This is a genomic window from Rhizobium anhuiense bv. trifolii (genome assembly GCF_024346605.1).
Lineage (GTDB): Bacteria > Pseudomonadota > Alphaproteobacteria > Rhizobiales > Rhizobiaceae > Rhizobium > Rhizobium anhuiense.
Genome location: NZ_CP098804.1, coordinates 275,784 through 302,569, shown reverse-complemented (window position 1 = coordinate 302,569; position 26,786 = coordinate 275,784). Strand labels below are relative to the sequence as shown.

The 26,786-nt window shown below is 61.2% G+C and carries 27 protein-coding genes; 17 read left to right on the top strand and 10 right to left on the bottom strand.

Annotation, left to right across the window (positions count from 1 at the left end; translation table 11 throughout):
• The first annotated feature begins 15 nt into the window (after positions 1–15).
• Together NE851_RS33175 and NE851_RS33170 are read left to right on the top strand one after the other, a co-directional pair.
• Positions 16–1,086 (top strand): ABC transporter ATP-binding protein, encoded by a 1,071-nt coding sequence (locus NE851_RS33175; RefSeq protein ID WP_028756740.1) that lies wholly within the window; start codon positions 16–18, stop codon positions 1,084–1,086.
• 110 nt (positions 1,087–1,196) lie between these two features.
• Positions 1,197–1,706, top strand: a complete 510-nt coding sequence (locus NE851_RS33170; RefSeq protein WP_127430818.1) for a GNAT family N-acetyltransferase — start codon at positions 1,197–1,199, stop codon at positions 1,704–1,706.
• Between the two features lie 168 nt (positions 1,707–1,874).
• Here the strand turns inward: NE851_RS33170 and NE851_RS33165 are convergent, their stop codons facing one another.
• From NE851_RS33165 to NE851_RS33155, 3 genes are read right to left on the bottom strand one after another with little or no spacing between them, the layout of a single operon-like run.
• Complete coding sequence (locus NE851_RS33165) at positions 1,875–2,342, bottom strand: cyclophilin-like fold protein (RefSeq protein WP_132574855.1); 468 nt, start codon at positions 2,340–2,342, stop codon at positions 1,875–1,877.
• A 12-nt stretch (positions 2,343–2,354) separates the two neighbouring features.
• Positions 2,355–3,101, bottom strand: coding sequence for an SDR family oxidoreductase (locus NE851_RS33160; RefSeq protein WP_132574853.1), 747 nt, complete (start codon positions 3,099–3,101; stop codon positions 2,355–2,357).
• 28 nt (positions 3,102–3,129) lie between these two features.
• Positions 3,130–4,317 carry an MFS transporter gene (locus NE851_RS33155; RefSeq protein ID WP_168333275.1) on the bottom strand — a complete coding sequence of 396 codons (1,188 nt, stop codon included), beginning with the start codon at positions 4,315–4,317 and terminating at the stop codon, positions 3,130–3,132.
• A 96-nt stretch (positions 4,318–4,413) separates the two neighbouring features.
• Here NE851_RS33155 and NE851_RS33150 point away from each other — a divergent pair, with 96 nt between their 5' ends.
• Positions 4,414–5,310 (top strand): LysR family transcriptional regulator, encoded by an 897-nt coding sequence (locus NE851_RS33150; RefSeq protein ID WP_254962670.1) that lies wholly within the window; start codon positions 4,414–4,416, stop codon positions 5,308–5,310.
• A gap of 137 nt (positions 5,311–5,447) precedes the next feature.
• On the top strand, positions 5,448–6,245 hold the full coding sequence (locus tag NE851_RS33145; protein ID WP_047616739.1) for a creatininase family protein: 798 nt from the start codon (positions 5,448–5,450) through the stop codon (positions 6,243–6,245).
• On the opposite strand, the gene NE851_RS33140 is transcribed toward NE851_RS33145, so the two are convergent.
• Positions 6,208–7,197 carry a LysR family transcriptional regulator gene (locus NE851_RS33140; protein ID WP_028756733.1) on the bottom strand — a complete coding sequence of 330 codons (990 nt, stop codon included), beginning with the start codon at positions 7,195–7,197 and terminating at the stop codon, positions 6,208–6,210. The genes NE851_RS33145 and NE851_RS33140 overlap by 38 nt on opposite strands.
• 183 nt (positions 7,198–7,380) lie before the next feature.
• Here NE851_RS33140 and NE851_RS33135 point away from each other — a divergent pair, with 183 nt between their 5' ends.
• The 6 genes from NE851_RS33135 to NE851_RS33110 all read left to right on the top strand — a co-directional run bounded on the left by NE851_RS33135 (position 7,381) and on the right by NE851_RS33110 (position 13,445).
• Positions 7,381–8,397, top strand: coding sequence for an ABC transporter substrate-binding protein (locus NE851_RS33135; RefSeq protein WP_047616737.1), 1,017 nt, complete (start codon positions 7,381–7,383; stop codon positions 8,395–8,397).
• A gap of 67 nt (positions 8,398–8,464) precedes the next feature.
• The gene (locus tag NE851_RS33130) at positions 8,465–9,289 is read left to right on the top strand and encodes an ABC transporter ATP-binding protein (protein ID WP_047616735.1); all 825 of its coding nucleotides are present in this window, start codon (positions 8,465–8,467) and stop codon (positions 9,287–9,289) included.
• Positions 9,289–10,143: an ABC transporter permease gene (locus tag NE851_RS33125; RefSeq protein WP_047616733.1), complete on the top strand. Its 855-nt coding sequence runs from the start codon at positions 9,289–9,291 to the stop codon at positions 10,141–10,143. Before NE851_RS33130 ends, NE851_RS33125 begins: the two co-directional genes overlap by 1 nt.
• Positions 10,143–11,456, top strand: a complete 1,314-nt coding sequence (locus tag NE851_RS33120) for a cytosine deaminase (protein WP_132574847.1) — start codon at positions 10,143–10,145, stop codon at positions 11,454–11,456. The genes NE851_RS33125 and NE851_RS33120 overlap by 1 nt, the downstream gene beginning before the upstream one ends.
• A gap of 1 nt (position 11,457) precedes the next feature.
• On the top strand, positions 11,458–12,867 hold the full coding sequence (locus NE851_RS33115; RefSeq protein WP_132574845.1) for an FAD-binding oxidoreductase: 1,410 nt from the start codon (positions 11,458–11,460) through the stop codon (positions 12,865–12,867).
• A complete protein-coding gene (locus NE851_RS33110; protein ID WP_132574843.1) occupies positions 12,864–13,445 on the top strand; it encodes an NAD(P)H-dependent oxidoreductase in 582 nt (193 codons plus the stop codon). Before NE851_RS33115 ends, NE851_RS33110 begins: the two co-directional genes overlap by 4 nt.
• Here NE851_RS33110 and NE851_RS33105 read toward each other — a convergent pair.
• From NE851_RS33105 to NE851_RS33080, 6 genes are all read right to left on the bottom strand, one after another.
• Entirely contained in the window at positions 13,442–13,831 is a 390-nt protein-coding gene (locus tag NE851_RS33105; RefSeq protein ID WP_028756727.1) for a RidA family protein, read from the bottom strand. The genes NE851_RS33110 and NE851_RS33105 overlap by 4 nt on opposite strands.
• A gap of 128 nt (positions 13,832–13,959) precedes the next feature.
• On the bottom strand, positions 13,960–14,781 hold the full coding sequence (locus NE851_RS33100; protein WP_028756726.1) for a carbohydrate ABC transporter permease: 822 nt from the start codon (positions 14,779–14,781) through the stop codon (positions 13,960–13,962).
• A 3-nt stretch (positions 14,782–14,784) separates the two neighbouring features.
• Positions 14,785–15,651: a carbohydrate ABC transporter permease gene (locus tag NE851_RS33095; protein ID WP_254962619.1), complete on the bottom strand. Its 867-nt coding sequence runs from the start codon at positions 15,649–15,651 to the stop codon at positions 14,785–14,787.
• Between the two features lie 56 nt (positions 15,652–15,707).
• On the bottom strand, positions 15,708–17,039 hold the full coding sequence (locus NE851_RS33090; protein ID WP_047616729.1) for an extracellular solute-binding protein: 1,332 nt from the start codon (positions 17,037–17,039) through the stop codon (positions 15,708–15,710).
• A gap of 53 nt (positions 17,040–17,092) precedes the next feature.
• Entirely contained in the window at positions 17,093–18,610 is a 1,518-nt protein-coding gene (locus tag NE851_RS33085) for a putative N-acetylmannosamine-6-phosphate 2-epimerase (RefSeq protein WP_047616727.1), read from the bottom strand.
• A gap of 68 nt (positions 18,611–18,678) precedes the next feature.
• Positions 18,679–19,428, bottom strand: a complete 750-nt coding sequence (locus NE851_RS33080) for a GntR family transcriptional regulator (protein ID WP_028756722.1) — start codon at positions 19,426–19,428, stop codon at positions 18,679–18,681.
• A gap of 203 nt (positions 19,429–19,631) precedes the next feature.
• On the opposite strand from NE851_RS33080, the gene NE851_RS33075 reads away from it, so the two are divergent.
• The 7 genes from NE851_RS33075 (at position 19,632) to NE851_RS33045 (ending at position 26,783) form a co-directional block, all read left to right on the top strand.
• Entirely contained in the window at positions 19,632–20,375 is a 744-nt protein-coding gene (locus tag NE851_RS33075; RefSeq protein WP_097543326.1) for a FadR/GntR family transcriptional regulator, read from the top strand.
• A complete protein-coding gene (locus NE851_RS33070) occupies positions 20,359–21,957 on the top strand; it encodes an ABC transporter substrate-binding protein (protein ID WP_097543325.1) in 1,599 nt (532 codons plus the stop codon). Before NE851_RS33075 ends, NE851_RS33070 begins: the two co-directional genes overlap by 17 nt.
• A gap of 70 nt (positions 21,958–22,027) precedes the next feature.
• Entirely contained in the window at positions 22,028–22,987 is a 960-nt protein-coding gene (locus NE851_RS33065; protein WP_097543324.1) for an ABC transporter permease, read from the top strand.
• Between the two features lie 2 nt (positions 22,988–22,989).
• A complete protein-coding gene (locus NE851_RS33060) occupies positions 22,990–23,868 on the top strand; it encodes an ABC transporter permease (protein WP_097543323.1) in 879 nt (292 codons plus the stop codon).
• A gap of 18 nt (positions 23,869–23,886) precedes the next feature.
• Positions 23,887–24,804, top strand: a complete 918-nt coding sequence (locus NE851_RS33055) for a dihydrodipicolinate synthase family protein (protein WP_097543322.1) — start codon at positions 23,887–23,889, stop codon at positions 24,802–24,804.
• An 8-nt stretch (positions 24,805–24,812) separates the two neighbouring features.
• Entirely contained in the window at positions 24,813–25,829 is a 1,017-nt protein-coding gene (locus NE851_RS33050) for an ABC transporter ATP-binding protein (RefSeq protein ID WP_063474056.1), read from the top strand.
• A complete protein-coding gene (locus NE851_RS33045) occupies positions 25,830–26,783 on the top strand; it encodes an ABC transporter ATP-binding protein (RefSeq protein WP_254962618.1) in 954 nt (317 codons plus the stop codon). It abuts the gene before it with no gap.
• Positions 26,784–26,786: the final 3 nt, after the last annotated feature.

Here is a 26,786-nt window from a genome sequence, read left to right as displayed (position 1 = left end):
TCGAGAGGGTCCGGGATGTCAGGTTTAAGCATCAGAAACGTCAAGAAGTCCTTCGGCACGGTCGATATCATTCACGGCGTCGACGTCGAGATCGCGGATGGCGAATTCACCATTCTCGTCGGCCCTTCCGGCTGCGGCAAGTCGACATTGCTGCGCATGATCGCCGGGCTCGAGGACATCACCGCCGGCCAGATCAGCATTGACGGCCGGGTGGTGAACAATCTGCAGCCGAAGGATCGCGATATCGCGATGGTCTTCCAGAACTACGCATTGTACCCGCAGATGACGGTCTCCCAGAACATGGGGTTTGCCCTTGAGCTCGCCGGAGCCAAGCGGCCTGAGATCGACAAGAAGGTCGGCGAGGCTGCGGCCATTCTCGGCTTGCAGCCGCTACTCGACCGCAAGCCCGCCCAGCTTTCCGGCGGGCAGCGCCAGCGCGTCGCCATGGGTCGCGCCATCGTCCGCGATCCGAAAGTCTTTCTCTTCGACGAGCCGCTCTCCAATCTGGACGCAAAACTGCGGGTGAAGATGCGGGCGGAGATCAAGGCCCTGCACCAGCGCCTGAAGACCACCATCGTCTACGTCACCCACGACCAGATCGAGGCCATGACCATGGCCGACAAGATCGTCGTGCTGCACGGCGGCCGCGTCGAACAGATCGGCAGTCCGCTCGAACTCTACGACAGACCGCGCAACATCTTCGTCGCCGGTTTCCTCGGTTCCCCGGCGATGAATTTTCTCGAGGGGACCATCGAAGATGCCGGCAACCCGGTATTGTCGCTGCCGGGCGGCTCCCGCGTGCCGCTCTCGCGGGCTCCCGTTAATTCGGCAAACAGACCGATGACGCTGGGTATTCGTCCTGAAGATATCAGCTTCGGTGGCGAGAACGGCGTGGACGCGGTGGTCAAGGTGGTCGAACCCACCGGGTCGGAAACTCATGTCGCCGTGGACCTCGACGGCAGGGAGCTGACATGGGTCGTTCGCGAACGTGTCGAACTGGCGCCCGAACAGCAGGTGAAGCTTTCCTTCGAAACATCAAAGGTTCACTTCTTCGACCGACAGACGCAACAGCGTTTGAACGCCTGAACATAAGAGGCCGGAGGAACCGTCGAACCACAATTGCCTTTGCGGACGAAATGGCGATTTGTAATCTCCAACTTCGCCAATACGCCGTCAGTCTGGAGGTCGCCAAGAACATGCATATTCGAAAGGCAGTTTCTGCCGACGCAGCGGAACTGAGCGAGCTCCTCAACGAGATCATCCGGGCTGGGGGAACAACAGCACTCGAGACACCGCTTTCGGCTGCCGAGTTCGTGGACTGGTTCATCGACGGCGAGTTTCCTCTTCTCTGCCATGTCGCGGAGCATGATCGGTCGCTTGTCGGCTTTCAGTCGCTCAGCCTATACGGCGATCCGCCGAAAGGCTTTGCCGACATCGGGACCTTCGCCCGTATGAACCCAAAGGCTCCAGGCGTCGGCAGCGCGCTCTTTCCCGCAACCCGGGCCGCAGCGGAGGAACTCGGGCTCGACTTCATCAATGCCACCATTCGGGCCGACAATGTCAGCGGTCTTGCCTATTATGCCAAGATGGGCTTCGAGACCTATGACCGGCTGGTCCAGGTTCCGCTTCAAGACGGGACGCCCGTCGACAGGATCAAGAAGCGTTTCAGGATAGATGCCAGGCATCGCGCGACACCTCACGCCTGAATGTGTCGACGGATCTGTGGGCGTGCCCTGCATCCAAGTGTCGGACCAGTTCAGGGTCAGCACGACTGGGGCGTGCCGCGACCGGTGCTGTGAAGAAGCGCAACTGGCTGAACACGTGGCCTGCCGGCGGAAGGAACTGAAACGAAGTCCTCAGCCGTGAACCCCTCGTCATATCCGTTCGATGCGGACCGGGAATTCGCCGCGTACCAGCAGCGGGTCGAAGCCGTTATCAAATCGACCGAGCCGGATCAACCCGTCCCAGCTGTAATCGGCATAAAACAGGGCAAGGTTGCCCCATGGCTTGAAGTAGCAGAGATCACCCGGCTGCTCGTTGTCGAAGGGACCGGTAGCTTCCTCGGTGAGTTTGCGCGGGAGATAGACGATCTTTTCGTTTTTGCCGTAGTCTTCGATCTTGAGATCCAGGGGAAGCATCGAAGCGAGGTCGAGCGCCGACGGATTGTCGTAGAGCGTCGCCGTCATGGTCATGCCGTTGAAGATTATCCGGATTCTGACATCGGTCGGTACTTGGCTCGCTGGATCCCGGCCTTCCTGTCCCTTGGCCGCATACGGCAGGGTTGCGGTTGCGAAGGTTGCGCCGAGGAGCGCACGGCGCGTCAGATATGAGGATGTCGACATGACTGCACTCCGTCAGACCGGCTGAGCAGTCGGCCGAAACAGGATCTCATTGATATCGACGTCGTCGGGTTCGTTCACCGCGAACCCGACGGTGCGGGCGAAGGTATCTGCACCGACCGCGATCTTGCTGACGAATTCCCTCGTGCCGGCCTGGATATCCTTCTCGCTGATATGCTCGAGCAGTTCGGTACTGACTGCGCCGGGAGAAATGATCGTCGTGCGGATATTGTAGGGCTTTACTTCCTTCCGCAGGCCTTCGGACAGGGCGCGCACGGCAAATTTGGTGGCGCAATAGACGGTGGCACCGGGGTCGACCACATGACCGTAGACGGACGAGACATTGATGATGTGCCCGGATTTCCGGGCCTTCATGTGCGGAAGCGCTGCGGCGATGCCATAAAGTACACCCTTGATGTTGACGTCGATCATACGGTCCCACTCATCGATCTTGAGCCGTTCGAGTGGTGCAAGCGGCATCAGACCGGCATTGTTCAGCATCACGTCGATGCGGCCGAACTCCTCCACCGCAGTGTCCACCAGTTTCTTGACCTGGTTCCGGTCGGTGACGTCGGTGGAAACGGCCTTGGCCTTATAGCCTCTAGCGGTCAACTCGCTCGCCAGCGCATCGATGCGCCCGCTTCGGCGCGCACCGAGGACGACGAGAGCGCCGCGCTCGGCCAGATGGCGTGCCGTGGCCTCGCCAAGCCCGCTGCTTGCGCCTGTGATGACGACGACTTTGTTTTCAATGCCCTGAGACATGCCGATCTCCTTTGTCGAATTCGGAAGGTTAAGTGCGAGGGCTCGCCAGAGCGGCGAGCAGGGCTGATCCCGCGAGCAGGACGGCGGCGAGCAGGAAGGCGCTCCACCAGCCGGCAGTGTCGAACAGCACCCCGCCCGCAAAGGCGCCACCGGCGATGGCGAATTGGATCAATGCCACCTGCAGCCCACCGCCGGCTTCAAGTTCGCCGGGAATGATGCGTGTCATCCAGGTATTCCAGGCCACCGGAATAGGGGTGGTGAAGAACCCCCACAGCACCAGCAAGGCTGCTGTGACGGCCGTGAAGGGACCGAGGGCAATCAGCAGAAGGGCAAGCATCGCGAGCCCGCTCGGCAATCCGATCAGCAGGGCGGCAAGATGCCGCCGGAGGACGAAGCCGACAATGGATGTTCCCGCGAGGCCGCCAATGCCGAGCCCGAGAAGCATCATCGACAGTCCGTTCAATTCAACGCCCGTGACGCTTTCGAGGAATGGGCGCAGATAGATCGACAGTGCGTTCTGGCCGATGAAAGCGAGGCTGGTCGCCGCCATCCCGATCGCGAATCTGCGATTGCGCAGCAGTCCGAAGATTCTGGCAACCGAGACCGCTGCCGTTGCCGGCATCTTCGGCAGGACGGCCAATTGCCATACGAGCGCAGCCAGACCTATCGGAACCGTGATGAAGAAGGTGCCACGCCATCCGATCAGCCCGCCGAGGAAACTACCGAGGGGCGCAGCGATGACGACCGCAAATGCGGTGCCGCCCTGGAGCAAGGCGATAGCCTTGGGCAGGTCGGCTCCAGAAGCCAGGCGTGCCAGGATGGCTGTCGACAGCGACCAGAAGCCGCCGATCGAAATGCCGACCAGCGCCCGCCCGACCAGAAAGACGAGGAAGTTCGGAGCAAGAGCCACGGCCAGACTGGAAGCGACCAGCACCGCCGTATAGAGCAGGACGACCGTTTTCCGGTCGAGCCTTGCCAAAAACGCGTTGCCGAAAAGACTGGTGATCACCGCAAAAAGGCCAGAGACGGCGATCGCTTGTCCGGCCTGACCTTCGGAGATGGCCAGATCCTGGGCGATCGGCGTCAGAAGGCTCACCGGCATGAACTCCAGCCCCACCAGGAGAAAGGTCAGAAGCGAGAGGCAGGTGACCGCAGCCCATGGAGTAACGGTGCTGTCGGCCGGAACAGCCTCATCCAATGTCAGTTCGATGGTCATTCCGCGTTCTCCTGTCCATTGCGGAATGAGATAGCCGGATTGGTTTTGACAGACTAGCGGCTATAATCTGCATGTTGTGATGAAGGAGATTCACCAATCCGGCGCGACGAATTCACCGAGATGCGGGCGTTTCTCGAAGTGGCCAGAGAGCGGAGCTTCACGCGCGCGGCCGCCAAGCTGGGTGTCACCCGCTCGGCCCTCAGCCATACGATCCGGGCACTGGAAGAACGGCTCGGCGTCCGCCTCCTCTCCCGTACGACACGGGATGTCGCGCCGACGGCGGCCGGGGAGCGCCTGGTGGAGAGCATCGAACCCCATTTCGAAATCATTGCCGCCGAGATCAGCGCAATCAGCGCCTTGCGCGACAAGCCCTCGGGCCATGTCCGCATCGTATGTCCCGACGACGCCATCGAGTTGGTTTTTCGTCCAAGACTCTCAGCCTTCTTGCGAGATTATCCTGATATCATCGTGGAGCTCATTATCGACAACGGATTCACGAATATCGTCGAGCGTCAGTTCGACGCCGGCGTTCGGCTGGGCGAGGCGGTTGCACGCGACATGGTGGCCGTTCGCATCGGCCCCGATGTCTCCTATGCCGTGGTCGGATCACCCGATTATTTCGCCCGCCGTTCCGTGCCGGCAAGCCCGCAAGACCTGACCCTCCACAATTGCGTCAACCTGCGGCTGCCAACCTCGGGCGCGCTCTATGCCTGGGAATTCGAGAAGGACGCACGCGAGTTCAGCGTCCGCGTCGACGGCCAGCTGATCCTAAGCCATATCGGATCGGCGATCGATGCCGCCCTCGACGGCGTCGGCCTCGCCTATTTGCCGAAGGACCTCATCCGACGATACGTTGAAACCGGTTTGCTCCGGCAGGTCCTTGCCGATTGGTGCCCGACCTTCCAAGGCTATCATCTCTACTATCCCAGCCGCCGCCATTTCTCGCCGGCCTTCAGCGCCTTCGTCGAGGCCTTCCGGTTCAGATCCCGGTAGCATCACACCGGAGGCAACTGCAGTTGGGGTATTGGCGCACTCGAAAAGGCAGCGCCATGCACACAAAATGATGCTTTTCGCGCTCATCGTTATTCCCTACTTCCTGTCAAGACAGGTGACGAAAAGGGGACGACCGCATGGCGACGCCGTTTTACTGGAACGAGCTCAACACATATGATTTTGCCGGCCTTTGCCCCGAGACCACGATTGCCGTTCTGCCTATCGCCTCGACGGAACAGCACGGCCCGCATCTGCCGATCGCAACCGATGTCGCCATCGCGACCGGCATGCTGGCGGAGCTGAAGAGGCAGCGGCCGGAGAATCTGGACATCCTGGTCCTTCCGACACAGGAGATCGGCAAGGCCAACGAACATATTTACGGCCCCGGCACGTTGTCGCTCAGTGCAGAGCTGCTCATCCCCGTCTGGACGGCGATTGGCGCAAAGGTTGCGGAAGCCGGGCTGAGGAAGATGGTGATCGTCAATTCCCACGGCGGCAATGTCGACGTCATGAGCATCGTCGCGCGTGAACTGCGCGTGCGCCATCAAATGGCGGTGGTCTCCACGCAATGGGGCCGGTTCGGCCACCCGGAAGGCATGGTCAGCGATCACGAGAGCAGATACGGCATTCACGGCGGCGATGTCGAGACATCGTTGATGCTGCACTTCCGCCCCGACTTGGTGCGTATGGACAAGGCAGAGAATTTCGCCTCGAAGGCCGAACGGATGCGGCAGCAATCCAAATATCTTCAGCCCCTGCCGCCGCATTCGCTGGCCTGGATCGCGCATGACCTCAACCCCCTCGGCGTGGTCGGCGATGCCTCGATCGCCACCGCCGAAAAGGGCGAAGCGATCTGCCGCCATCAGGTCACGGGGTTTGTTGAATTGCTTGAAGACCTCAAGGCCTATCCACTTTCGAATCTCTATGTGAAATAGGCTCGGCCGCGGATCTCGTATCAGGTGGGATATGGCCCTTGGCCTGCAATTCCTGCACCAGGCCGAGCAGTTCGGCGAGCAGATATTCGACGAAAAGGCTGGTGGCCGCGTCGAGCGGCGCCCTGGCGCGCGCAAACAGCTTCATCTGCTGGTAACGCGCATGCGGCTCGGCGATCGGACGGAAGACGAGTTCGCCGCGCCGGCATTCGGTGATGACGTCGAGCGGATTGAGCAGCGTCAGCCCGGTGCCGCATTTGACGAGTTGCTTCAGCATCTCCGATGCATTGGTTTCCAGCACCGGCTCGACAGGGATGGGCAAGCGCGCAAAGGCAAGGTTGATCACCTCGCGCAGGCTGGTGCCCGGTTGCGCCAGAACCAGTTTTTCCTGCGTGACATCGGCAAGGTTGATCGGCCCGGGACCGATCAGGTGATGGCCCGGCGGCAGCACGACACCGATCGGGATATCGAAATTTCCGAGCGTGCGGATCCCCGGCATGGCCGGGATATTGAAGCCGAGACCGATATCCACCTCGCCTGATACAACGGGGCTGGCCGTCGTGCCGCCGGTATCGTTGCGCAGCTGGACGAAGACGCGTGGATGCTCTGAAAGAAAGCGCGCGATGATTTCGGGCAGCGGCCCGGCGGCAAGGCCGACGGTCGTCACCATGCGCACCTTCCCAGCCTGCTGCATCTTGAGGCTGCGGATGCGCCCCTCCAGGCGCTCGTAATTCTTCAGCACGTCCCGGATATGTTCGATGCAGAGTTCACCGGCAGCCGTCAGCCGCAAACCGCGCGGCAGCCGCTCGAAAAGCGGCGCCCCGATCTCTTCCTCCAGCGCCAGAATCTGCCTGTTGACCGCCGATGACGCAACATTGAGGCGCGCGGCCGCCTTGCGGATCGAACCGGAACGGGCGATCTCGTTGATGTAAAGAAGGCGTCTGGAGTGCAGCATGATCTCTCCGGTGCATAAATTTTACGCAGGGCGCACAAATTATCTTCAGCTTTCCGACAGATGCCGAAAAGGCATCAATGCGCACGAATTTTGATGCTTTTCAAAGCGCAACGCAATGGCTCAAATTCCCTTAAAAGGGAGCCGACCAAGGCTTCCTTCGGTTAAAAAGGGGAACTGCCGACCATGTTGAAAGCACTGACGAAGACGCAATTCCTGAGCTGCCTCGGCCTTGCCGCGATGCTTGCCGCCGCCTCGCCGGCGCTTGCCCTCGACAAGGTGAGCTACGGGACGAACTGGCTTGCCCAAGCTGAACATGGCGGCTTCTACCAGGCCGTCGCCGACGGCACCTATGCGAAATACGGCCTCGACGTCACCATCGTCCAGGGCGGCCCGAATGCGGCAAACAGCGCGCTCCTGATCTCCGGCAAGCTCGATTTCTACATGGGCGGTCCGCAGGGAGAAATTTCCGCCGTCGAGCAGGGCATTCCGCTGGTCGATGTCGCCGCGATCTTCCAAAAGGATCCGCAGGTGCTGATCGCCCATCCGGATAACGGCGTCGACAAGTTCGAGGACCTCGCCAAGCTGAAGACGCTGTTCCTCAGCAAGGACGGCTACCTCACCTATTTCGAATGGATGAAGGCCAACTTCAAAGGCTTCAAGGACGAGCAGTACAAACCCTATAACTTCAGCCCCGCCCCCTTCCTCGCAGACAAAGACTCCGCCCAGCAGGGCTACCTGACATCGGAACCCTACGAGATCCAGAAACAGGCAGGCTTCGAGCCGAAGGTCTTCCTGCTCGCCGACAACGGCTACTCGCCCTATTCGACGATGATCACGACGACGCAGGCGATGCTCGACGGCAAGCCCGATGTGGTGCAGCGATTCGTCGATGCCTCGATCGAAGGCTGGTACAACTACCTCTACGGCGACAACACCAAGGCGAACGAACTGATCAAGAAGGACAATCCTGAAATAACCGACGGCCAGATCGCCTATTCGATCGCCAAGATGAAGGAATACGGCATCATCGAATCCGGCGACAGCCTCGACAAGGGCATCGGCTGCATTACCGACGCCCATTACAAGAAGTTCTTCGACGAGATGACCGCCATCAAGGTGTTCAAGACCGAGACCGACTATACCAAGGCCTTTACGACGAAGTTCGTGTGCAAGGGCACCGGAATGGCGCTGAAGAAATAAGCCTCCCAGGCCAGGTCCGCCGCCTGCCTGGCGGCGGACCGCATCCCTTCGACAAACGAGCGAGAATATGTCCCTAGCCGAACCCAAGGCGGTGCCTTCGAAGGAAACGAAAAAGCGGCCGCTGGTTGTCATGCAATCGGTGTCGAAGGTCTTTTCCAGCGGCACGACAGCGCTTTCAGGCATGTCGCTGACGGTCGAAAGCGGCGAGTTCATCAGCCTCCTCGGCCCTTCCGGCTGCGGTAAGTCCACGGCGTTGCGCATCATCGCCGGCCTTGGCGACATCACCGCGGGCAAGATCGATTGGCCGAGTTCACGCATCAATTCGAAAGGCCTGCCCGAGGGCGATATCGGCTTCGTCTTCCAGGAGCCGACGCTAATGCCGTGGAAGACCGTCTTCGGCAACGTTTACCTGCCGTTGAAATTGCGGGGGATTTCAAAGGCGGAAGCCCGTGACCGGATTGTGGAAGCGCTGGCGACCGTCGGTCTTCAAGATTTTGCCGATGCCTATCCACGAGAACTTTCCGGCGGCATGAAGATGCGCGTATCGATCGCCCGTGCGCTGGTGACGAAGCCGAAGCTGCTGCTGATGGACGAGCCTTTTGCGGCGCTCGACGAAATCACCCGCCAGAAGCTCAACGACGACGTGCTGCGGCTGTGGCAGACGACGGGTATCACTGTGATCTTCGTGACGCATTCGGTCTTCGAATCCGCTTACCTCTCCAACCGGATCGTGGTGATGAAGGCGAGACCCGGCCGCGTGCATGCCGATTTTCCGCTGATGACCAGCCTCGAGCGGGATTCGCATTATCGAACCTCGGAACAATATCGGCAGGCCTGCGAGACGGCATCGCGTTCGTTGATCGAGGCGATCGGCGGATCGGAGGAGCACTGATGAGCGTCGAAAGCATCCAAACTGCCGAAGTCGCATCCCTGCCCGTCGCCAAACCGGCGAACGTCGGGCGGCGCGACCTGGCACTGCGCATCGCCGTGCCTTTCCTGGTCATCACCGTGCTCATCATCATCTGGGAGCTTTACGTGGTGCTCTCGGGCGTACCGCCTTACATCCTGCCCGGACCCGGCGCCGTGGCGGCAGCCTTCGTCAATGATTGGGGTACGCTTGCGCCTGCCCTCTGGGTCACGACCCAGATTACCTTCATCTCGCTGATACTGGCGCTGATCGGCGGCGTGGGGTTTGCGATCTTTCTCGTGCAATCACGCTGGATCGAGATCGCCTTCTATCCGCTCGCCGTGATCCTGCAGGTGACGCCGATCGTGGCGATCTCGCCACTGATCCTGATCTACGCTCCCTCCACGCAGGTGGCGCTGCTCATCTGCGCCTTCCTCGTCGCATTCTTCCCCATCCTGTCAAACATGGTGCAGGGCCTGAAGAGCGTCGACCATAACCTCATCAACCTCTTCGAACTCTACGGCGCCTCGCGCTGGCAGACGTTGATCCATCTGAAGATCCCAGCCGCCCAGCCCTATTTCATGACCGGTCTTCGCATCGGCGGCGGCCTTGCGCTGATCGCCGCCGTCGTCGCCGAATTTGCCGCGGGCTCCGCCGGCGCCGGCTCCGGCCTCGCTTTCCGCCTGCTGGAAGCGCAGTACCGGATGAACATACCGCGGCTCTTCGCTGCGCTCTTGATGCTCTCCATGCTTGGGGTCGCCATTTTCGGCCTTACCACCCTCATCGCCTGGCTGAGCCTCCACCGCTGGCATGAAAGCAGCATCAAACGGGAAAACTGATGACCTATTCCTTCATATCCCCGCCAAATGCGGCCCGCTTCGTGCTGAGCAATGCGACGGTGCCCGCCGTCACCGTCGAGCCTGTCGACGTGCCGGTTACGGAAGGACTCGCCACGGTCGATATCGTCATCAGCGACGGTACGATTGCCGCCATCCGGCCGGCTGGCGCCGCACCCGCCGATTATGCCAGGATCGATCTCAAGGACGGCATGGTCTGGCCCTGTTTTGCCGATATCCACACCCATCTCGACAAGGGCCATATCTGGCCGCGTCAGGCTAATCCCGACGGCAGTTTCATGGGCGCGCTCGATGCCGTCAGGGCCGACCGGGAAGCCAACTGGTCGGCCGCGGACGTGAAACGGCGCATGGAATTCTCGCTGCGCTCCGCCTATGCCCACGGCACCAGCCTGATCCGCACCCATCTGGATTCGCTGGCGCCCCAGCACCGCATCTCCTTCGAGGTCTTTGCCGAAATCCGCGATGCCTGGAAGGAGAGGATCGCGCTGCAGGCCGTCGCCCTCTTCCCGCTGGACGCCATGGCGGACAGCTCCTTTTTTACCGATCTCGTCACCGTCGTCCGGCAAACAGGCGGCCTGCTTGGCGGCGTCACGCGCATGGGGCCGGAGCTCATCTGGCAGCTCGACACGCTCTTCAGGACTGCCGCAGAGCATGGGTTGGATGTCGATCTGCATGTCGACGAGACGGATGATCGCGGCGCCGAGACGCTGAAGGCGATCGCCGAGGCCGTGCTGCGCAACGGGTTCGAGGGCAAGGTGACCGCCGGCCATTGCTGCTCGCTCGCCCGCCAGGAAGAAGACACCGCAGCGCGCACCGTCGAGCTGGTCGCCAAGGCAGGCATAGCGGTCATCGCGCTGCCGATGTGCAACATGTATCTGCAGGACCGCTATGCCGGCCGCACCCCGCGCTGGCGCGGTGTCACCCTGTTCCACGAGCTGGCTGCCGCCGGTGTCGCGACCGCGGTCGCTTCCGACAATACCCGCGACCCCTTCTATGCCTATGGCGATCTCGATCCGGTGGAGGTCTTCCGCGAAGCGGTGCGGATTCTGCATCTCGACCACCCGCTCGATACCGCAGCGCGTGTCGTCACCACCTCGCCCGCCGCCATCGTCGGACGGCCGGACAAGGGCCGCATCGCCGCCGGCGATCCGGCCGATCTCGTGCTCTTCAGCGCGCGGCGCTGGAGTGAATTCCTTTCCCGTCCGCAGTCTGACCGTGTCGTGCTTCGCCGCGGCAAGGTGATCGACCGCAGCCTGCCGGATTACCGTGAACTCGATAGCGTCGTTGGAGCCTGACATGGCCGATTATCAGAAGATCAAAAAGGAACTCGAAGGCATCGCCGTCGAGGACAATCCGGCGCTGGTGCGCCAGAAGAGCCGGGATTTCTATTGGTACTCGCCAATCCTGAAGGCGCAGCTCGACAATGTTTCCGCCGATCTCGTCGTCACGCCGAAGACCGAGGAAGAGGTCATCCGGACGCTGAAGATCGCCTATGCCCACGACGTGCCGGTCACGCCGCGCGGCGCCGGCACCGGCAATTACGGCCAGGCCATGCCGCTTTCCGGCGGCATCGTGCTGAATCTTGCCGCCATGGACAAAATCAAGGAGATCCATCCCGGCCGCGTCGTCTGCGAACCCGGCATCGTACTTGCCCAGCTCGACAAGCAGACCAAGGCCCATTCCGGCCAGGAGTTGCGCTTCCACCCCTCCACTGCCCAGACGGCGACGGTCGGCGGCTTCATCGCCGGCGGTTCGGGCGGCGTCGGCTCGATCACCTGGGGCGGCTTGCGCGACCTTGGCAACATCCTGCGCCTGCGCGTCGTCACCATGGAGGCCGAGCCACGTGTGCTCGATCTCACCGGCTGGGATCTCCAGAAAGTCAGCCACGCCTACGGCACGAACGGCATCATCACCGAGATCGAGATGCCGCTTGCGCCTGCCTATGACTGGGTCGATGTGCTCGTCGGCTATGACGACTTCATGGACGCGGTGCGCTTTTCCGACGCGCTCGCCAAATGCAACGGCATCCTCGTGAAGGAAATCGCGCCGATCGCGGCTCCCATTCCTTGCGACTATTTCACCCGCCACAAGCCCTACATCCGTCAGGGCCAGTCGATCGTCGTGCTGATGATCGCGCCGCACTCCCTGGATGCTTTTCTTGCCTTCACCGCGGCGCAGAAGGGCGAGATCATGTTCCGTTCCGACACGGTGGAAAGCATGCGCGGCATTCCGCATGCCTATGAGCTGGCCTGGAACCACACGACATTGCGCGCCCTTAAGGTCGACCCGAACTTTACCTATCTGCAGGTGCAATATCCGGGACCGGACCATGTCGCCAAGGTGCGGAAGATGGTGGAGATCTTCGGCGACGAAGTGCCGGGTCATCTCGAATTCATCAAATTCGACGGTCAGATCCAGTGCTCCGGCCTGCCGCTAGTGCGCTATACCACCGAGGAGCGGCTGGAAGAGATCATCAAGATCCACCAGGACAATGGATGCCCGATCTTCAACCCGCACCGCTATACGCTTGAGGAAGGCGGCATGAAGCGCACCGACACGGTGCAGCTTGCCTTCAAGCAGGAAACCGATCCGAAAGGCCTGCTCAATCCCGGCAAGATGATTGCCTGGGAAAATCCCGATTTCGATTTCAACGCCGGCAAGAACTATCTCTTCCCCGGTCTCGCGGCCCTGATGGAGGCTTCATGAGGGTTCTCGTCCTCCACTCTCACCCGGTCGAGGAAAGTTACGGCAAGGCGCTCTACCGGCAGACCGTCGAGAGCCTTGAGAAGGCCGGGCATACGGTGGATGGCTGCGACCTTTACGAAGAGCAGTTCGATCCGGTGCTCTCACGCCGCGACCGGCTCGTCTATCACGACTATCCGGAAAATCTGAAACTGGTGGAATCGCATGTCGAGCGGCTGAAGGCGGCCGAGGGGCTGGTGATCTGCACCCCGATCTGGAATTTCGGCTTTCCGGCAATCCTGAAGGGATATTTCGACCGCGTATGGCTGCCGGGCGTTTCCTTCGAACTGGTCAATGGCAAGGTGGAATCGCGGCTGCGCCACATCCGCAAACTCGCCGCCGTCCTGACCTACGGCGCAACGCCCTTCCGCGCTTTCGCCGCCGGCAACCCGCCGAAGAAGGTCGTCAAGAGAGTGCTGAGGGCGCAGATCAATCCGGCGAGGCCGGTGACCTTCCTCGCCCATTACGACATGAACAATTGCACGCCGGAGACGCGGGCAAAATTCCTCACCCGCGTCGGAGACGCGATGGAGCGCTTTTAAAAAATCTTCGCCGCCGTCACCTCGACCTCCACGAAGAATTCCGGCCGCGTAAAGCCGCCGACGACGATCAGAGTGGAAACCGGCTTCGGATCGAGGGTATAGCGATCCCGCACGGCCATATAGGCCGGAAAGTCTTCGCGCCGGGTGACGAACCCCGAAATGCGGATCACATCGGCAAAACTCATCTCCGCCTCTTCGAGGATCGCCTTGATCGCCTCGAAGCAGAGTTCCGCCTGCGCGGCCACGTCGCTCGGAACAGTATCGTCGAGACCGATACCTAACTGGCCCGAAGTGACCAACAGCGATGCGCCGGGCGGCACGAGCAGGCCGTGATTGTAATTTCCGAAAGGCCGGCGCACCGAGGCCGGATTGAAGGTCTTCTTCATCGATCGCTCTGAAATTTTCTCATAGGCCTGCAGATACCGCGACTCTACAGGACGCGGCGGAATATGAGAATATCGGCCAGCGCCCATTATGTCTTGCGACAAGGCAGGATGAACGCCTTCAACTGATACTAGCCCTTGACAGCACCCGAGATCATCGAGCCGGAAATCTGCCGATACATGAGGAGGCCTAGAAAGGCTGGAGGCAGCGCGCCGAGGATCATCACGGCCGATGCCGTCCCCCATTGCACGCCGCCGCCGCTTGCCGCAAAAAAGAAGGAAGCGCCAACGGTCATCGGCACCGCCTTGTTTGTCGTCAGCATCAGACCGAAGAGGAACTCGTTCCAGGCGGTGATAAAGCCGAAGATAAAGGTCGTCACCAGTGCAGGACGCACGACCGGCCGAATGATGCGGATCATGATCTGAAACGAATTCGCGCCATCCACCTTTGCCGCTTCGTCCAGTTCGAGCGGGACGTCGGAAATCGCATTGACGAGAATGACAAGCGCCAGCGGTGTGTTGACGATGGTCAGGATCAGGCCGAGACCGAGCTGGGTATCGAGCAAACCGAGCCATTGGTACATCATGTAGAGCGGGATGGCGAAAATGATCAGCGGCACGGCGCGCAGATTGACGATGATCGGCAGCAGCGTGTGCTTGCCCGCTTCGCTCCTGGCGATCGCATAGGCCGCGGGAAAGGCGAGCATGATCGCAAGCCCCGTGCCGATCAACGAAGCGACGGTGCTGTTCCAGAGGTAGGAATAGATATTGAAACGGTCCGTCTGCGTTAAAACCCGCAGGTAGTTTTCGAGAGTCGGCTGGCTGATCCACAAACCGGGATTGACCGACAGTTCGCGCGCGCTTTTGAACGACGTGACGAGCGTGACGATGATCGGAAAATTCATCGCAAGAGCTGCGGCGGCAAAAACGATCCAGCGGAGCGTGTTCATCATCGCTCACGTCCTCCTGCGGCCGGCCAGCCAGTTGAGGCTATAGAGCACGAGCAGCGAGGCAAGGAAGAGAACAACGGAAGCCGCCACCGCCTTGCCGATCGCACCCTCCTTGAAAAATGCCTGATAGATATAGATCGACAGCGACATGGTCGAGCCGCCCGCACCGCTGCCGGTCAACGCGTAGACGTTGTCGAAAACACGAAAGCCGTCGATGAAGCGAATGAAGAAGCCGATCATGAGCGTCGGCAGCATCAGCGGCAGCTCGATAAACCAAAGCAGCTTGATTGCCGACGCGCCGTCGAGGGCGGCCGCCTCGCGCACGTCGAGCGGCACGGCGACATAGGCCATGTAAAACAGCAGAAAGGCAAACGGCGTCCATTGCAGCGTTTCGACCACGGTCAGCGTCCAGAATGCGTGAGCGACGTCGAGGAAGGCCGGGCTGTCGCCGAACCACTCGAAGAGATAATAGGGCACCGGCCCGGCAAATTCGTGCAGCACCAGGCGATACATCAGTCCGATCATGGCCGGCGCCACCATGAGCGGCAGCATGAGGGGCGCCATAAGGACCGAGCGCTTTGACAGAAGAGGCGCCAGAAAAATCGCAAGAAACAGGCCGAGCAGGCATTCGATAAGCGCCGTCAAGATGCCGAAGCGCAGCGAAAAGAAAATGGCGCGCCAGAAATCCCGATCGGCAAGCACCGCCAGGTAATTGCCGAAGCCGCTCAGCGTCGGACTTCGCAGTGTCTGGAAATCGACCGTCGAGACGGAATAGATGATGTTGATGACTGCGGGAAATCCGAGGAACAGCAGCAGGAAACCCACGAGCGGCGTGAGATAGGCTCTTCCCTCGGCACGTCTTACTATGGCCATTTCGATCCGCCGGCTGGGGCCGGATGCCCTGCAAAAGACAGGGCGTCCGGCGAATATCACTTCTTCAGGAGGTCCTGCATGCCAGCCTTCGCATGAGCCAGCGCGTCATCAAGGCTCTGCTGGCCCGACCAGTAGCCGGTGAACTCTTTCGCCTGCAATTCGTAGACGGAGAGTGCGTTAGCCGAAGTCGCACCGTTCATCACGTAGCCGTACCTGCTGGCAAACTCGCCGAGTTTGACGAGATCAGGACGTTCCTTGGCGACTTTCGCCACCACGTCGGGCGCAAGAGCCGGAGAGCCGCCGCTTCGTGCATAGAGCAGGGCCGCATCCTCGGTCGCCAGCCACTTCAGGAATTTGACGGCGCCGTCCTTGTTCTTGGCGTTCTTGTTGAGGCCGAGACCAAGACCGTGAATATGGTCGGCGCGTCCGTTCGGCCCGGCCGGCGGTGCCACAATACCGGTGACGTCGGCAACTGCGGGGGTTTTCTCGGCATTGGTGAGATCCGCCGCAGCGGCATTCCACTGAAGTGCCGTGGCAGCCTGCCCGGCACCGTAGGCGGCATTGGTCTCGGCATATTCATAGCTCAGCGAATCCTTAGGCGAAGCGCCGGCGTCGTAAAGCTTCTTGTAGAGTTCAAGGCCAGTCTTGTAGGCATCGGAATCAACGGTGACATTGCCGTCCTTGTCGGTCCAGTCTGCGCCATAGGAGCGCGGCAGCGACTGGAACACCATCATGTTGAAGAGAAGGTTCTTCATCTGCAATACGGTGCCATAACGCACGGGGCTTTCGGAATTCACCTGCTTCGAGAAGTAGAGAGCCGTTGCCGCCCAGTCGTCCCAGGTCCAGTTATCCGGGTCCTTCGGCTGCAATTCCTTGCCGAGATACTGCTTGGAGATTTCAGCATATTTCGCCTTTGCCGCATCGTCCTTCATCAGCGCATCGATCAGATCCTTGCGATAATACATGAAGTGCAGCGACAGATCTGTCGGCACTCCATATTGCTTGCCGTCGAACTGCATGGTCTTCAGCACGGATTCGCCAAACGTCTTTGCGGCATCGCTACCGAGGTCGACTGGCTCCATGTACGGTGCATAACGGCCGATCGAGTAGGTGGCAACGAGGTTGATGTCAAAGGCAGTCGACCCCGCTGCCATGTCGGCCTGCAGCTTGTCGTAGAAGCCCTCCCGGTTGAAGAATAAGAGTTCGACCTTGTCGGCGTCGCTGATGCCCGCAGTGGCGTTGTAGGCTTCGACGGTCGCACGAAGCGCCGTTTCTTCCGAACCACCCGGCCAGCCAAGAACGGTCACTGTCGCATTCGAGGTGCCCGGCAAAGCAACGCTTGCGAGAAGCAGGGCAAGGGCTGATAAGGACGTTCTGTTCAATGTCATCGTAGTTCCCTTTCTCTTATTGTTACGTCTGAATCCATGTTTTCTGGAATTATTCAGTCACGTCGCACTGCCAGGCTCGCCACGCCGACGATGCCGGCACGGCTGCCGAGCCTGGCGGGTACGAGAACGGGCGTCAGCCGGGCGTCGATACCCGCAAGGCAATCACGAATCCGGTCGAGGTAGCCCACTGCAAGGCCGATGCCGCCACCGATGACGATATGCTTGGGATCGAGCATCATTTGGATATCGCAGCAGAGCGTCGCTGCGCGGAATGCCGATTGCGAGATGATCGCCTCGGCCCAGGCCTCACCGCTGTTGGCATGCTCGAAAACCTCGGCGGCGGTCGCCTGATGCCCGGCCTTTGCAGCCTCGGCCGCTATCCAGCGGCCCGACGTCTGGTCTTCCAAAGGCGACTGCCCGGCGGACGGACCACGGATCAGCCCGAAATGACCGGCAAGCCCGGCAAGTGGGCGCCCGTTGACAATGATGCCGCCGCCGATGCCGGTCGAGATGGTGAGGAACACCAGATCGCCGCCATCGCCGGCACCAAACCTGTATTCTCCCCAGGCGGCCGCCTGCGCATCGTTGACGGCAAAAACCGGTTTACCGAAGGTCGCCGTCGCCTTATCGACCAGCGGATAGCGATCGGGAATGCCGAGCGTCGCCGGATTGAGCGCCGACCAGCATCCATCCTGAATGAAGCCCGTCACCGCGATGCCGACACGCGAATAGCGATCCGTCCATGATCGGATAGAGTCGGCGATCATGGCAAGCCAGGCATCGGGGCCCGTATCCCGCACCGTCGGCACCGTAATTTCAGCCAGCACTTCGCCGCCCCTGACCAGAGCCACCATCGTCTTCGTGCCGCCGATATCGATTGCAAGCGCCGTTTGGGTATCGTGGGCATCATAGGCCGCAGCGACGGCGTCGCGAAACCACGACGTCACGTGCTCGGTGCGCGTGATCGCCGAGCCTACGACGACGGCAAAAGCCCCGGCCTTGGCTGCGGCGGCAGCCTGCTCCACCGTGCGGATACGACCCTCGGCTATGACATAAGGCGTCAGCGTGTGCATGGCTGTGATCAGGCCGATATCCGGATCGACAGGCTCAGGCCCGCCGACATAGCCGGACAGCGTGGTGCCGACGAAATCGACGCCGGCCGCCAGGGCGTTGCGCGCATCTTCGAGGCTCGAACAGTCGGCCATCGTCAGCTTGCCCCTTGTCTTAATCGCCTGCACCAGCTTCTGGACGGAGACGGGACGCAGGCGATCCGTGGCGTCGAAGGCGACGATATCGGCGCCCGCATCGACCAGCGCTTCGGCATCGGCAACGAACGGCGTGATGCGCACCGGACTGTCATCGAGATCGCGTTTGACGATGCCGATGATCGGCACGTTCACGGCCGGACGAACGGCCTTCACATAGGCGATGGATTCGATCCGCAACGCTTTTGCACCGGCATCGACGGCGGCCTTGGCGAACCCCGTCACGAATTCAGCCGTGTCCGTAGGACCGCCCGGAACCGGCTGGCAGGAAACGATAAGGCTCTTTTTGATGTCGTCGCGCTGCAATCGTGACACTCCATTTCGGCATCACGATAGTTAGAAAATACCAGATTACAACCAGTTTATAACTGGTATTATCGCCTCAGTTCGAAGACGAAGTCGTAAACGTCGCCCTTATAGCGGCTCTCGCAGTATTCGACGATCTGGCCGTCGCCGAGGAAACAACGGCGCTCCGTCATCAGCAACGGCGCTCCGGCATCGCAGTGGAGATGCTGCGCATCCTCCACCGAGGCCGCGCGTGAACGCATGCGCTGCACGGCGCGCTGCGGCAGGAAGCCCCGCGTTTCCAGCGTCTCGTAGAGAGAGTCGCCGACCATGTTGGCCGAAGGTATGAAGCGAACCGGCACCGTTGAGGTCTCGACCGCAATGGGCACGCCATCGGCGGTGCGGATACGCTTCATGCGCAGGATATTGCTATTGCCAGCAATGCCGAGCGCCATCATCTCGGTCGGAGACGGGCGGCTTATCTGCTTGGAAAGCCATATACATCCTGGAACGAGCCCCCGCGCGAGGATGTCTTCCGAAAAGCTGGTGAGCGTGGAAAGGGATTTTTCGACGCGCGATCCGACTTCCGTCTTGAAGCCGTGGCGGCGATTGAGGAAACCCTCTTCCTCGAGCAGCGCCAGCGCCTTGCGTATTGTCACCCGGGAAAGCGACAGCGTCTCGGCCAGAACACGCTCTCCAGGCAGAACGGCGCCGGCCTTAAGCGTATTCGAAAGGATCGCGGTTTCGATCGCCGCTTTCAGCCGCTTGTAGAGCGGCAGACCGGATGCTGACACCTGCAATTCCTTACCAATCGCTTCGATCAGTTCATCTGTCGCCATGATTTCTCCCGATACCGTCCGCGGCACATTCAGTTTTTTCTGTGGAATACGCCTGGATCTATACTGGTATTAGAATGAAAGGGCAATCGCCAGGCAGCGGACCAGTTCTGCGCTGCGATGCAAACCTGCCCATTTGACAGATATCCTACAAGTGGATATGTAGACTTCATCAGATGGGCGAAACCAGAAGAAGACCGGGGTAAATGACATTGAAATCGATGAAGCCGCTGACGCGCGCCCCGCTGTTGCACGTATCGGTCCAGGAAAGCCTGCGCGCCTATATCAATGATAATGGCCTGGCGCCCGGAACCCTGCTTCCGGCTGAAGGAGAGCTCGCCACCCAGCTCGGCGTCAGCCGCAATTCGCTGAGGGAAGGCATCAAGGCGCTGGAATCGGTCGGCGTGCTGGAGACGCGGCGCGGCGTCGGCATCTTCGTGAAGGCCTTTTCCTTCGAACCGCTTCTCGACAACCTCGCTTACGGCCTCGGCGGCGCCCTGCGGCAGATCGAGGAGGTCCTCGAAATCCGGCGCACCTTGGAAGTGGGGTTGATCGGCAAGACGATCGAGGTGATCGCAGAGGAGGACATCTCCGAACTGCGCGCGACCGTCAACCGAATGCGCGTCCATGCCGAACGCGGTGAAACCTTTGCGACAGACGACCAGCTGTTCCACCGACTGCTGTTTCGCTGCCAGGACAATGAGACGCTCGTGCGGCTGATCGATGTCTTCTGGCTCGCCTTCTACAAGGCATCGGATTTCGTCAATCTTGAAAATACCGATCCGATGGCGACGTGGCGCGATCACGCCGCGATCGTCGATGCGATCGAAGCAAGGGATCTGGAGGAGGCGCGCAGACGCCTGGATCGTCACTACGAGGGCATTGCCCGGGTGATTGCCAACAACAAGACAAGTTCAAACATGGGAGGAACACATGAAAAGACTGTCTAGATTATCCGTCATCGCGCTTGGCGCCATGCTGTCGACGGTTGCCGTGCCGGCTCTTGTCGCTTCGGGCGTTGCAACAGAGGCTCAGGCCGCCACCCTGTCCGGCGGTTTCGATGTCGGCCCCGGCGGCTTCCAGGGCAATTTCAATCCGCTTGCCGCGACCGCCGGCTTCACCTGGCTCAGCATCTACTACGAACCGCTGGTCACCTATGACGAGACGCTGCAGAAGGTGGTGGGCGCACTGGCAAGCTCCTATGAGGTCAGCCCGGATCAGATGACCTACACGTTCAAGCTCGCCGATGCCAAATGGCATGACGGCAAGCCCTTCACTGCCAAGGACGCGAAGTTCACCATCGGCCTTGCGATGAATGTGAAATCCGGCTCGGTGCTCGCCGCCCGGCTGAAGGGCATATCGTCCGTCGAGGCGCCTGACGATCACACCGTCGTCATCAAGCTCAGCGCACCCAGCAGCAGTCTTCTCGACACGATGACCAAGGTGATGATGCTGCCTGAGCATGCGCTCTCCTCCATACCGGCCGACCAGCTGGCGAAGAACACCTGGTGGTCCACCGCCCCGATCGGCACCGGCCCGTTCAAATTCACCAAATACGTCTCGGACCAGTATGTCGAACTTGCCGCAAACACCGATTATCGCGGTGGCAAGCCCGCCCTGGAACGCGTCATCAATCGCTATTTCGCCAACCCGGCCGCAGCGATCGCGGCGCTGAGATCCGGCGAGATCCAGTTCACCTATGTCGATTCCAACGATGTACCGACCTTCAAGGACAACAAGGACTTCAAGGTCATCGAAGGTGACTCTTTCGTCGTCAACTATCTCGGCTTCAACCACGATTCCCCGCTCTGGAAGGACGTGCGTGTCCGCAAGGCGGTGATGCACGCGATCAATCGCGATGCCATCATCCAGAGCCTCTACGGCGGCGCGGCAAAGCCCGCCAACTGCGCCTATGTCGCCGAACAGCTGATACCGCCTGATATCGACACCTACGCCTATGATCCGGAGAAGGCCAAGCAGCTGCTGACGGACGCCGGCTGGGATCAGATCAACGGCGCCAAGCCGATCACGCTTCTGACCTATTACACCACCCCGCTGGCGACCAACGTCCTTGCGGCAGTCCAGGCAATGCTTGCCCAGGTCGGCATCAACATCGTCCCGCGCGCCGTCGATGCCCCGACCTATAACAGCATCGTGCTCAATGCGACGCCGGATATCGCCCAGTTCCAGATGGTCTATGCCGGGCTGCAGAACGGGCCGGATGCCGGCAGCATCAACGTCGGCCTCAACGAGAAGCAGATCCCTCCGGCCGGACCGAACGTTGCCAGGGTTCGCATGCCCGACCTCACCAAAGCACTCGATAGCGCGCTTGCCGAGCCTGACAGCGCCAAGCGGAATACGGCCTACCAGGACGTCTGCAAGGTGATGAACACGAACCTTCCCTGGGCGACGCTCTGGGTGGCAAACCGCTACGGCATCGTCTCGACCAAGGTGAAGGATTTCGTCTGGACGCCGGCTCCGGGCGGCGGCCCCTACCAGGCCGACCCGCAGAAATGGTCGATCGCCGAATAGGCGTTTTCCGCAAAGCCTTGAGGGTGGCTTCGGCCACCCTGACAAGACGGCCTGACAATACGGATTGCCGATGCTCCGATACAGTCTCAGACGCCTGATCATGGGAATGGGCATGCTCGTCGCCCTGAGCATGCTGATCTTCCTGCTGCTGCGCCTGACGCCAGGCGATCCGATCGATGCCTATATCGATCCGAACCTGCCGATGTCACCGTCGGATCTTGCCGATTTGCGCAGAAGCCTCGGGCTCGATCAACCCTTGCCCGTCCAGTATCTGGGCTGGCTGCAGCAGGCGGTGACGGGCAATCTCGGCTATTCGATCAAGCGTCTCGACCAGCCGGTTCTGGGCCTGGTGCTATCGCGGATCGGGCCGACAGTGCTGTTGATGGGCACAGCCCTTGTCTTCGCCATCGTCGTCGGCATCGCCTGCGGGGTGATCGGCGCCGTCCGCCGCAATTCGCTCGCCGACCTCTCCCTATCGGTGGCTGCGCTTGCCGGCATTTCGAGCCCGGCATTCCTCAGCGCACTGCTCGGCCTTTATCTTTTCTCCGTCCGCCTGCACTGGATGCCGTCTGGCGGCATGCTAACGCCGGGCGAGGCGTTCTCGGTGGGCGACCTCCTCCATCATCTGATCCTGCCGGCGGCACTTCTATCCGTCGCGCAAGCTGCATTGATCATGCGCTACATGCGCGCTTCGCTGCTCGAAGTCCTGAACCAGGATTACGTGCGCACGGCCCGCGCCAAGGGCGTGCGCGAATTCTGGGTCATCACCAAACACGCGTTGCGCAATGCGCTGCTTCCGATCGTCACCCTGATCGGCTCCACCGTCGGGCTTGCCATCGGCGGCGCCATCTTCATCGAGAGCGTCTTCAACTGGCCGGGCATGGGTCTTTTGCTCGTCGATGCCGTGCAGACCCGCGACTACCCCGTCATCATGGGGGCGACGCTCGTCATCGGTACTTGCGTTATCGTCGTCAATCTTCTGACCGACATCACCTATGCGGTCGTCGATCCGCGCATCAAGGTGGGCTAAGCATGCTGGCACGCTCCCCGCAACGCCGCAGCCCGGGGCCACTTGCCCGCGCTTTCGACCGTTTTCTGCTCAACCGCGCCGCCGTTGCCGGCGTCGGCATTGCTCTTCCGATGCTGCTGCTGATCCTCTCCTATCCGCTGTGGTGGGCTTTCCAGCCGAACGACATCGATCTTCTGGCGATGAACAGCGGCCCGACGGCAAAGCACTGGTTCGGAACCGACGGCGTCGGTCGCGATGTCTTTGCGCGCGTGCTCGAAGGCGGTCGGATTTCGCTTCTGGTCGCCGTCGCATCGACCACGCTTTCCGCGATCATCGGCTTTCTCTTCGGGGCCATCTCGGCGCTTGCAGGACGTTGGGCGGATGCCGTCTCGATGCGCTTCGTCGATCTGGTGATGACGCTGCCGCCTGTCATCTTCCTGCTTGTGCTCGCCTCGATTGCCGGCACCGGCATCTGGCCGACCGTACTCGTCATCTCGCTGCTCTCCTGGCCGCTGCTTGCGCGCATGATCCGCTCCCGGCTGCTGGAATTGCGTGAGCGCGACTTCGTCATGGCCGCCCGCGGCATGGGCGCCGGCATCGGACATCTGCTCTTCCGCCACGGCCTGCCGAACTCGATCGATATCCTCGTGGTCTATGCGACGCTGCAGATCGCCAATGCCATCCTGCTAGAGGCGGGCCTGTCCTTCCTCGGCCTCGGCATCGCTCCGCCGGCGGCTAGCTGGGGCAACATGCTGAACGCGGCCCGATCAACGGCCGTGCTCGAACAATATCCGTGGCAATGGCTCTTCCCCGGCACCGCACTGATCCTTGCCGTGCTTGCGATCAACTTCATTGGCGATGGCCTCAGAGACGCCTTCGACCCGCGTGCCGAACTGAACTGACAATCGAAAGAAGCGAAAATGACCAAATTCAAGGGGGTCGTCCCTCCCGTCGTAACACCGCTCAATCCGGATTTTACCGTCGACTATCCTTCCTATACACGCGTGCTCGAACATCTGATCGGTGCCGGCTGCCATGGCGTATTCGTCCTCGGCTCGACGAGCGAGGTGATCTTCCATGACGAGAAGACCCGGCGCGAAATCATCGAACATTCGGCCAAGGTGGTGAATGGCCGCGTGCCGCTGATCGTCGGCGTCATCGATCCGACCACGGATCGCGTCATCGCCCATGCAAAAGTCGCAAAGGCCGCCGGCGCCGACGCGGTGGTGGTGACGGCACCATTTTATACCGTCACCAGCCAGTCCGAGATCGTCGATCATTTCCGTTATGTCAGAGACGCGGTGGACGTTCCGCTGGTCGCCTACGACATTCCCGTTTGCGTTCACGTCAAGCTGCAGCGCCAGACCGTCGTCACGCTTGCCAGGGAAGGCGCCATCATCGGCCTCAAGGATTCCAGCGGCGACGACGGCAACTTCCGCTATGCGCTTCTCGACCTTGCCGAACACAAGGACGTCTTCCTGATGACCGGTTCCGAGATCGTCGTCGACAACGCCCTGCTGATGGGCGCCCACGGCGTCGTTCCCGGCATCGCCAATGTCGATCCGCACGGCTATGTCCGCCTTTGGGATGCCGCGCAGCGCGGCGACTGGGTCGCCGCGAGGAAGGAGCAGGAGCGTCTCTGCCGCCTCTTCGAAATCGTTTGGGTTGCACAGAGCCGCGTCAGCGGCGGCGCCGCCGGCATCGGCGCCTTCAAGGCTGCCATGCGCAGCCTCGGCATCATCGACACCGCCGTCATGCCGCGGCCGCGTGCCTCCCTGAACGATGCCGAAACGGCGCGGATCGACGAGATCCTGCGTGCGACCGGCTTGCTGAACTGAGACGGCTGATGGAACAGACCGCCGAACCCGTACTCGACATCAGGGGATTGCGAACGATCTTCCGCGTCCGCGGCGGCGAGATCACGGCGGTCAACGATATTGACCTCAGCATTGCCGCCGGCGAGACGCTGGCACTCGTCGGCGAATCCGGCTCCGGCAAGTCTGTCACCAGCCTGTCGGTCATGCGGCTGCTCACCCGCGGCATCGGTGCGATCGCAGCGGGTAGTATCCGCCTGACGACGCGCGGCGGCGCGGCCCAGGATCTTGTTGGCCTCGACGAAGAGAGCATGCGCAGGATCAGGGGCGACGACATCGGCATGGTGTTCCAGGAGCCTATGTCGAGCCTCAATCCCGTTTTCACGATCGGCGACCAGATCGCCGAGCCGCTCCGCGTCCATCGCGGGGCGGACCGCAAGAAGGCGATGGACGCAGCCGTCGCGCTCCTTGAAAGCGTCGGCATTCCGGACGCGCGACGCCGTGCCGGCCAATATCCGCACGAACTCTCGGGCGGCATGCGGCAACGCGCCACCATCGCCATGGCGCTCGCCTGCGATCCGGCGCTGCTGATCGCCGATGAGCCGACCACGGCGCTCGACGTGACGATCCAGGCGCAGATTCTCGATCTGCTTCTCAAATTGCAGCGTGAGCGCGGCATGGCCATGCTCTTCGTCACCCACAATCTCGGCGTCGTCGCCGAAATCGCCCATCGCGTCGCGGTGATGTACGCCGGCCGGATCGTCGAAGAAGGGCCGGTCGGCGAGGTTTTCCGCAATCCGAAGCATCCCTATACCATGGGTCTTCTCGCCTCCATGCCTCGCCTCGGCGACGCCGCGCGGATGAAACAGGCCGGCGAAAAGCTCGCCGCCATTCCTGGCATGGTCCCGAGCCTGATGAACATGCCGAGCGGCTGCGCCTTTTCCCCGCGCTGCACATTCGCGATCGACGCCTGTCGCGCCGTCGTGCCTGGGCTCGAACAGGTCAATCCGCAGCACCGCAGCCGCTGCATCAGGTGGCAGGAGATCTAGATGAGCGCACCGCTGCTCTCCGTCCGCGACCTTTCGAAACACTATACCTCCCGCGGCACGCGACCGAACATTCTTCAGGGTATTTCCTTCGACATCGGCAAGGGTGAAGTCGTCGGGCTTGTCGGCGAATCCGGCAGCGGAAAGACCACGATCGGGCGTTCCGTCCTGCGGCTCGTCGAACCGTCTTCCGGCAGCGTCCGCTTTGACGGAACGGAACTCACTACGCTTTCGGCCTCGGCGCTCAGACGGCAAAGGCCGCGCATGCAGTATATTTTCCAGGACCCCTTCGCCAGCCTGTCGCCGCGCATGACGATCGGCGAAATCCTGACGGAGGGACTGAAAATCCAGGGGATCGGCAGCGTCGGCGACAGGCTCGATCGGGCGCTGTCGGCCTTGGCCCAGGTCGACTTGCCTGCCGAGGCGATCAATCGGTACGCGCATGAATTTTCCGGTGGTCAGCGCCAGCGCATCGGGATCGCCCGCGCTTTGACCTTGTCGCCCGAATTCATCGTCGCCGACGAGCCGGTTTCGGCGCTCGACGTGTCGATCCAGGCGCAGGTGATCAACCTGCTGCGCGACCTGCAGCAGCGGCTTGGCCTTACAATGCTGTTCATCTCGCATGACCTCGCCGTCGTCGAATATATCTGTGACCGGGTGATCGTACTCTATCTCGGCCGTATCATGGAGATCGCGCCGAGCGCCGATCTCTATGCGAGACCACAGCATCCCTATACGCGCGCCCTGCTCTCGGCGATCCCATCGCCCGATCCGGATGCCCGTCGCGACAGGCAGATCCTGAAAGGCGATATTCCAAGTCCGGCCAATCCGCCGAGCGGGTGCGTCTTTCGCACGCGCTGTGCGAGTGCTCTCGAGGCCTGCGCCGGCGCCGTTCCGCAATTGCGTGAGGTCGCGCCCGGCCACTTCAAGGTCTGCATCCGCGACGACCTCGATTGATCC